This window comes from Pseudomonadales bacterium, assembly GCA_013215025.1.
GTDB lineage: Bacteria > Pseudomonadota > Gammaproteobacteria > Pseudomonadales > DT-91 > DT-91.
On record JABSRR010000161.1, the window covers coordinates 1 to 7,823 of the forward strand.

A 7,823-nucleotide genomic window follows, 5' to 3' on the forward strand; every position below is an offset into this window, starting at 1 on the left:
AGTTGCCATCAGGATTTTTGAATGATCGCATATAGCCATCAATACCCTGAAATTTCCCGCTGCCGCCGACAATCGGAATGATGGACTCGCCCTGATCAAACTCACGCCCAGCCACTTGAATCGTGCCCTCCGCAAGCGTCAGCGTCCATTGGCACTGCAAGCTATGTTGCAGCTTGGTGCGAACGCAGTAACCACTATTATTGCCAATGTCGCGTCCATCTTTATTCAGCAATGCTTGGTCAAAAACGTAGTGCTCACCCAGTGAGTCACCCGGCTTACCTAAGTCAATATGTTCCGCCGGAGAGCGCTTTGCATCAGCAATAGTAAGCCATCGTGCATAGTGATTGTCGGCTTGGGCCAGTGATGCTGAGGCGATTAAACTGCCAAGCAATATTGCCTGTGGTAATGACGAAGGTGTTAAACGAATATGCTTAAGCGCAGGGTATGAAGAGCCTAGAGTGGCCTTAAAGCGAACTAGCCCAAGCATTAGCATTAACAGCAAACCGCTGTATGTCATGCTGCCTGCTGTATCACAATAAGGCTCAGGGCTACATTGCCTGTTTTCAGAAAGCAGATTGGGTTTTTGCTCGAGGCTGATTTCTACAGCAGATTCACTTGATGGTGCTGGTTGTGGCTCCGGCTCAGGTGTTGTTTCTGGTTCGGGCTCTGGTGTCTGGTTTAATTGAATGAAAAACTCAGGCAGGGCTTGCTGAAGGTTTAGCAAGTAAATCTGCTCTTCACCCAGCGCCGTAGTATCCGTGATAGGTGCATTTGATTTAAATAATAGCCACTCACCATCAGGCGATATTTCGGGATTCAAGGCCTCAAAACTGCCGTCACCAAAGTCTGATGAATGGGTAATGCGAGTGACGTTGGCACCATCGTAGCCAAGCAAAAATAAGTCGTCTAAGGCATTATCTTTATCAATGCCTAGTAAGTCAGAATTCGCTTCAACAACGATAATTCTGCCGTCGCCTGACAATGAAATATCATCGTAATCGTTATTTTGTTGATCGTAAGTAATTTGCTTAAAATTGCTGCCGTCACGATTGATGGTATAGATATGATCGATTTCATCGTCGGCATCCGCCACCCAAACAATTTTTTCGCCGTCTGCAGAAATATCGAGATACTCAGTATCTAGCTCATCCGCTGAGAGTCGAATCAATTCTGACGAGGCAGTATCTAAGCGATAAAGAAAATAGTTGTTATTATTTGCAAGTTCCGGCTCATTGAGCAAATTAGCGTTATGTGAAAAAACAACGGTCGAGCCATCATCTGATATGGCAATTTGATTCTCAGTATCGCTACTTTCAACACCTTGCGCTTGGGTAATTTGTTCGAGTTGCTTACCGTCTAAGTCAGATAAAAATAACTGCACGCGTTTATCGGGATTCTCGCCGGTCCAATCATCATTACTCAAAAACGCTAATACATAAGCATTGCGTGCAGCGGCAAACTGCATAAAGCTGTTTTCATCACTGTATTGATCTTGCTCTTGCACAAGCTCGACTAGTTTTTGCGGCTCTTGACCATGAATATCCATTCGGTAAATAGCGTTAAGCCCTGCATAGCTTGGCTCTGACGTATCAGAGTACAAACCTGCACTTTTGCTGATAAAAAATATATTGTTAATGAGCTCGGAGTAGCCGAAGTTGGCATCGGCATAGTTAAAATATGATGCCAATGGCATATTATTTTGCGTGTTAGCCTCAGCAATAGTAAAAAAAGAAGGTGGTGCATATTTTTCGTCAAAGCTGACATTCACAATCGCTGTTTGATTATTGCTGCCCAGTATTCCCTCAATTAAGCGTTTATCTTGGTTGGCTTCAAAATGCGTGAGGCGCTCTATAAATGTTGTGTCTGTCTGAAGATTAACCGCTGTTTGGTAGCCTGCACCGCTAATCTGCAGCAAAAATTGGTCGCTCAGGGATTGCAGCTGCTCGGCATCGTTAATCTCAACCCATACATCCACCGTGGCAATATCACCATCATCCATGCTCAGCTGATTCTCTGAGAGCTCTACTGACCAGATACTCTCAGTAGTCGTTAGATTAAATACTGCAGTCGCGCCAGTTGCATTAATAAAACTTACCGTATGCTTTACTCGCTCGCCAGGTCGACCTGTTTGCTTTGATCCATTGGCTTTATCACTTCCAATATACTGTTCGGCTTTGGAGAACAAAACAGCGAGCTGATCTTCAAGCGCTGATTCGCGACTGGCATAGCTAAGTCCTTCACTTTGGTTGTTTTGAATGCCTATCGTTGCTTCGCTGCCAAGGCGACCAATGGAGTTGTTATCGCTGTGTTTATACTGAAACAGTACGCTGTTGTCAGATTCATTGAGTATAACTTGAAATTCAAATCGCTGCGCAGGGCTCAGAGGGTCATGCGCATGCGCACTTTGGTATTGCACGATATACTGTTGATTTCCGGGATCACCTTGTAATTGAGCATAAATATCGTAATTAGAAAGATCTAAATCGTCATAAAATGGTGCTAAAAAGGGTGCCGGTATGTAGTTTTGCTGATCAGGGCTAATGGGAATGGCGGTTTTAGCATTATTGACTAGATCATAGTCAGCTAACAAAAACATATTATCCCAAAATCCAACGATACCGTAGACGCTGACAACAACCTCGTCATAAATTTCACCATAAAAATCAAAAGGAAATATTGGCTCAATAGTGACTAGCTCTTTGTTTAATAATAGTGCATCACCCGTTGTGCTGATATCTTGATAGGCATAGCTGGGCTTATCAGCAGCGTCGGCATTGGAATCAATAATTCGGTAGCCAGATAAATCGTATCCTGTTTCGAGAGCAAGGCTAGGCTGACTGAAAATGCATGCTGTAAAAATGCTTAAAGCAGCTTTTGATAGGGTATTCATGTCGGAGTCCTTTTTGATATTTTTCATGTGTAAAAATTATAAATATGCAAAAAGAAAGATCTATTTTTCGCGGCCCACTCGATACTGCTATAAGCCCATTGAATAATTCTATTACCTGAAACGCCTAAATTTGAATAAGTGATGCAAAGATTTACGCGTTTTTAGCGCTTAGAATAATGACGGCCGTGTTGGGAAGAAACGTCGCATTTTAAATTTCGCGAGGTTTGAATTTGCCAATATTAAAGCTGCAAAAAAGCTATTAGCATTTAGTGGGCTTTTCCCGTTTGTGAGCGGGCTTGGTTTTCTCGATTGAATAATTATCTGTATTTATACTGTTAGAACTTTTTAAAACAAAAAATCGTTTAAGGGATCAGTATGAAACGTTTATATAATATCTCAGTTTTATGTGCTGCTTTACTAACAAGTCAATATAATTTAGCTGCCAATGATGAATTCGGCAGTATAGATTCGGGGTTTTATCTTGCGCCGTCAGTTGCTTATGCTGTTTTTGATGATGATTATAACATCGATGATGCTGGTAATGCGGGTGTAGCAATGGGTTATCGTTTTAACCGAGCATGGGCATTAGAGCTTCAAGCGAATCAAGCTGATACACATATTACTGAGAAGCCATTTAATGATATGAAGGTAAGTGTGCAAAACTTTTCGCTAGATGCAGTCTATCAGTTTGAAAATTTTTCGGATCGGTTTAACCTCTATATGCCATTTGGTGTCGGTAAACAACGGTTTAAAGTGGATGACTATGATGGCTATACCGAAACAACGTTGAATACCGGCATTGGTTTACGATACCAACACGCTGAACGCATATTTCTTCGAACCGAGTTACGTGGTATTTACGGTGATGAAGATGATTCAGTGAATACATTGATATCACTTGCCCTGGTGTATCAATTTGGTCAAGCACACAAGAGCGTGCAAGATAGTTCAGATGATATGGCAAGCGCAGCGTTGGATCATGAGCAAGCGTTTCCACAACAAGTGTTGTTTGCATCAGCAGAATCATCAGTTAATAGCAGTGATAAACAGCAGCTACATGATCTTGGGCAAGCGATGCAGCGCCATGATTCATGGCAACTGCGATTACATGGTCATACCGATGATATTGGCTCGGTCAAAGATAATCAACGCCTAGGTCTGGCCCGAGCAATGAGCGTAAAAGATAGCGTAGTGGCTGAAAGCGATATTGCTGAATCGCGGATTATTTTGCAATCCTTTGGTGAATTAAAGCCGCAGCAAAGTAACGACAGTGAGTATGGGCGTCAAGTCAATCGTCGCGTAGAAATTGAGCTGCTGACCGATTAACTCTGTCTATGGATGCCAGTGATGGTGTTTTCGCTGTTTGTGTTTTAGCTCGCATATTTGTATGGTTTGCATTGAGTATGTTCCTTTGCATAACACCTATACGATTTGATCACGGTTGGAAGCCAAATGCTGAATCTACAAGCTTTGCTGTATCCATTGATAAGCCCGTCAAGGCTGCGCTTACGGCATAAAAATGATGGGGCGGATGAAATTTCAGCGCAACTCAAACCCGTGCAGGCTTTTCATCGGCAACTACAGGGAAATGATGATACCTTAGCGCTTATTGGTCATGGCGCTGGCAGTTTTCGATATTACCCTATGCGCATTGTCAGTCAGGTTAAGCCTGAGCAAGCCCCAGACGGCGTCGCTGCTACTGCCACAATAGCCGGTAATGGCGCCTTATTTGCCGCCGCCGAGGCTAAGCCTGTGGCGCAGTTGATGGAGCAGGCCTTTAAGCAATATGGTTTAGATGCGATTGAGCTTGATGTACAAATCTTACTAGATGATGATCGTGGGCGAAGTGATTTGGCCGGTGTTGCTAATACCGCCTGTATTTTGCATGACCCGATCCTCCCCGACAAACTTGCCTATCCATCGCCAGCTTATGACTATTTGCGTGAAAATACATTATCCAAGCTGTTAGAGACCTTTGTGGCGCAAGGCTATCATCAAGATAAGCTGCTCTATTTAGATTTAAAAGCTGATGCCTGCTGTCAGGTTTCGCCGTCGCGAGCGCCCGATTCATGTAAAGTGTATCCTGATCTTTTGGCTGAGGTGATAAAGCCGTATCTGTCTGATGCGTTTGCAAGCAATCATGGTAAACCTTGGTTACGTGTCGTGTCTTTCTCGCCGCATAGCTTGTTTGCTTTACGTGATGTATTAGATAGTGAGCAACAGCGCCATCTAAACTTTGGCTTAATTGCCGGTTATGAGAACAACTTGCCTTGGCCGCTGTCTATTATTAAGCGAAAAGCGGCAAATGCTAAAGGACCTGTGCCGCTGTTAGATGATGAAATACTGGAATTTGCAGCCAGCTGTGAGTGGCTTAATCAACTCTGGTTTTCATGCAAAGGTTTGTCCAAGCCGGTAGCGATTTTCCAACAGCTTAATCAACGTCGTTTAGCCGCTAAGCTATCGCCTTTAAGCTATAGCGTTTCGCACTATGATGTGTCTGAACGCCACTATCGTCGAAAACTTTCTCAGCTTGCAGCTAAGCAGCCGCTGGATATTGCTTCGTTTATGATAGACATTGATCAAGCCTAAGCTGGCTTAAGCAGGTAAGCTGGCTTAAGCAGGATAGTTGGCTTAAGCTGGATAGTTGGCTAAGGTTTGCTGCAATGCGGTATAAATCAGGCGTGCATCATCTAAGCCGCGATGTAGCTGAAAGCGATCCGTCAAGATTAATGCCTGGCGGATTTCTAAATAGTGATCTATTAATGCAGCTGAGGGCAGTAAATCACTGATCTCTTTGAGGCAAAACGTGACCGAGATACAGCAGCCTGTGAATAGCTGACTGAGCCAAAAATTATCCCAGGGCAGGCAGTCACAATACACATCCTGGCCATCAAGATGCGCATTGAGTGCATGACACACTGTAGCGGCTTGCTCGCCTTGCTGCTTTAATCGCTGAGATGTAATCCCATGTTTCGCCTCAGCCTCTTCGCTCCAAAACTGCCAGCCGGGCAGGGGCTCAATCAAGCTCGTGTATTCCGTCTCACCATTGGTGATGCCTACCTCAATCGGGTAACTTTTGCTGTCTAGCCCGGAGGCCTCAAAGTCAATAATCCACATGATGATAGGTTTTTATGGTCTGCAGTGATCGTGGGAAATAATGGCGAGATACGCTCTCTGTTTTAGCGTAAATGCTTAGATGATGCAATACGCAAAATAAGCAAAGCGCCATGTTGAAAATCGCTGGGCTGGGCAAGTTTGGGTAATAAAGCATAGCGTGTGCTAAAATGCAGGACTATTTTATGCCTATTACGAGTAATCTATGCGCAATTTTCTGATGAATCGAGTGTTAAAAATGCTGCTTTGCAGCTGTTTATTGCCTGTACTGGTGCATGCTGATGCACTGCCAAGAATTGTTAATGGTGACGATGCACCGCCTGGTGAATTCCCGACTTTTGCAAATCTCCAGGCAACTTTTGAGTTTGGTGGTAATGGTGATCTAAACAAGTTTTGGCCGAACTGTGGTGGTATTATCATTGCCGGACAGTATCTATGGACAGCGGATCATTGCCTTGTAGCTTTCGGAAGTGATCGTTATTTTTGGCAGGAGGGCGGTAGCTCCGTCGGCCCTTTAAATTTTAACTTTCGTTTAGTGGTAGGCCTAGAAAAGCAGCGTTTTGCACTAGACCCAGAAGAGCAGCTGTATTATTCGACCCCGGAGGCGTATAACCAAATTCTACCGATCATTGATTTAACCGCCGACCCCTTTGATCGTAGCGATTTCTTCAATCAACAAGACTTTACCATTATCAACTTAAGCTCGATTATCGCTGATGATCAGCCTTTGCTGATTAATAAAGCGATTTATTTGGGTAAAAAAACCGATTTAAAGCCAACTCAGGATGCCTTAGTAATTGGCTTTGGCAACGCGGCCTGTGTGCAAGGCGATTGCAATATTGTGCCTGATGCGCAGACAAGCTATCCGAATTTACGGCAGGTACAGGTTGAACTGCAGCGTGATGGCTGTGAAGCGGGTGAGACTGACTTAGCGCCGTTTGTCTGTGTGGTTGCAGAAAGGGTCGATTTGGACAATGACGACGGTTATAGCAATGTCAGCCATGGTGACTCGGGTGGTCCGGTCATGGTTAAAAACGCATTTGGTGATTATGTTAGCTATGGTTCTACGTTTCAGGGCTATGTTGATGATCAGGGTCGTGTTTCAAATCGTCAAGTTGAGTTCAGTGCGATTCCAGATAGCCGGGTAAATAGTATCGTAGGGACTATTCGGTCCTGGCATGCACCAACCTTGCAGTCGAGTTTGAAGCCTAATCAGTTATATGCATTTAGATTACAAAACCTGACGCCCGATACATTGAATATTTTCGATTTAGGTTTATTAACGGTGAGTGATAATGTCGAGCTTATCGAGAACAGCGACTGCGACCGAGAGCTTGCGCCCTTCGAGATCTGTAACTTTGAATATCGTCTTAACTCAGTGGAGCAAGATGGCAAAATATCTTTTCAATACCAAGAGCGAAGCTTAGATGTCTTATTAACCAGTCGTATCAGACCCTTGCAGCCAGATGACGATGACAACGGCGGCGGTGGCGGCGGTGGATCCGTCAGTGTCTGGATGATTTTGCTAATGGCTATGTTGACGCTATTTAGACGGCGACAGTGCGCATAAACCACTTGCTTTGAGGGATGCCAGGGTTGAAGCCTGACATTAATATGAATAGAACAGCAGCTCTGCTCAGCAAAAGTTAATCAGATGCAGGGTAGCTTAACGATGCCAAATTCATGCTTGGCCTCATCTAAGCTCGGGCTCATGCTAGCCTGGGCTTTTGTAATCTTACCCTTGAGCAATCTTGTCCTTGAGCAATCTTGACCTTGGGCAAGCATAGCTTCATTCAAGCCCAGTCTCATTCAAGTTCGG

At 44.2% G+C, this 7,823-nt stretch carries 5 protein-coding genes; 3 read left to right on the top strand and 2 right to left on the bottom strand.

The genetic code is table 11. The features are described from left to right. On the bottom strand, positions 1–2,890 hold a 2,890-nt coding region (locus tag HRU21_10520), incomplete at its 3' end, for a dirigent protein (protein ID NRA42723.1). A 375-nt stretch (positions 2,891–3,265) separates the two neighbouring features. Here HRU21_10520 and HRU21_10525 point away from each other — a divergent pair. Further along, the gene (locus HRU21_10525; protein ID NRA42724.1) at positions 3,266–4,216 is read left to right on the top strand and encodes an OmpA family protein; all 951 of its coding nucleotides are present in this window, start codon (positions 3,266–3,268) and stop codon (positions 4,214–4,216) included. A 126-nt stretch (positions 4,217–4,342) separates the two neighbouring features. After that, positions 4,343–5,479 (top strand): hypothetical protein, encoded by a 1,137-nt coding sequence (locus HRU21_10530; protein NRA42725.1) that lies wholly within the window; start codon positions 4,343–4,345, stop codon positions 5,477–5,479. Positions 5,480–5,521: 42 nt separating this feature from the next. Here HRU21_10530 and HRU21_10535 read toward each other — a convergent pair whose 3' ends face one another. Beyond that, on the bottom strand, positions 5,522–6,007 hold the full coding sequence (locus tag HRU21_10535; GenBank protein NRA42726.1) for a hypothetical protein: 486 nt from the start codon (positions 6,005–6,007) through the stop codon (positions 5,522–5,524). A 202-nt stretch (positions 6,008–6,209) separates the two neighbouring features. Between HRU21_10535 and HRU21_10540 the strand changes: the two genes are divergently transcribed. Further along, on the top strand, positions 6,210–7,574 hold the full coding sequence (locus HRU21_10540) for a GlyGly-CTERM sorting domain-containing protein (protein NRA42727.1): 1,365 nt from the start codon (positions 6,210–6,212) through the stop codon (positions 7,572–7,574). Positions 7,575–7,823: the final 249 nt, after the last annotated feature.

Excerpts from the sequence above, each read along its gene's own strand:
- HRU21_10530 (NRA42725.1), top strand. The coding sequence starts at position 4,343 with ATGCTGAATCTACAAGCTTTGCTGTATCCATTGATAAGCCCGTCAAGG.
- HRU21_10525 (NRA42724.1), top strand. The coding sequence starts at position 3,266 with ATGAAACGTTTATATAATATCTCAGTTTTATGTGCTGCTTTACTAACA.
- HRU21_10535 (NRA42726.1), bottom strand. The coding sequence starts at position 6,007 with ATGTGGATTATTGACTTTGAGGCCTCCGGGCTAGACAGCAAAAGTTAC.
- HRU21_10540 (NRA42727.1), top strand. The coding sequence starts at position 6,210 with ATGCGCAATTTTCTGATGAATCGAGTGTTAAAAATGCTGCTTTGCAGC.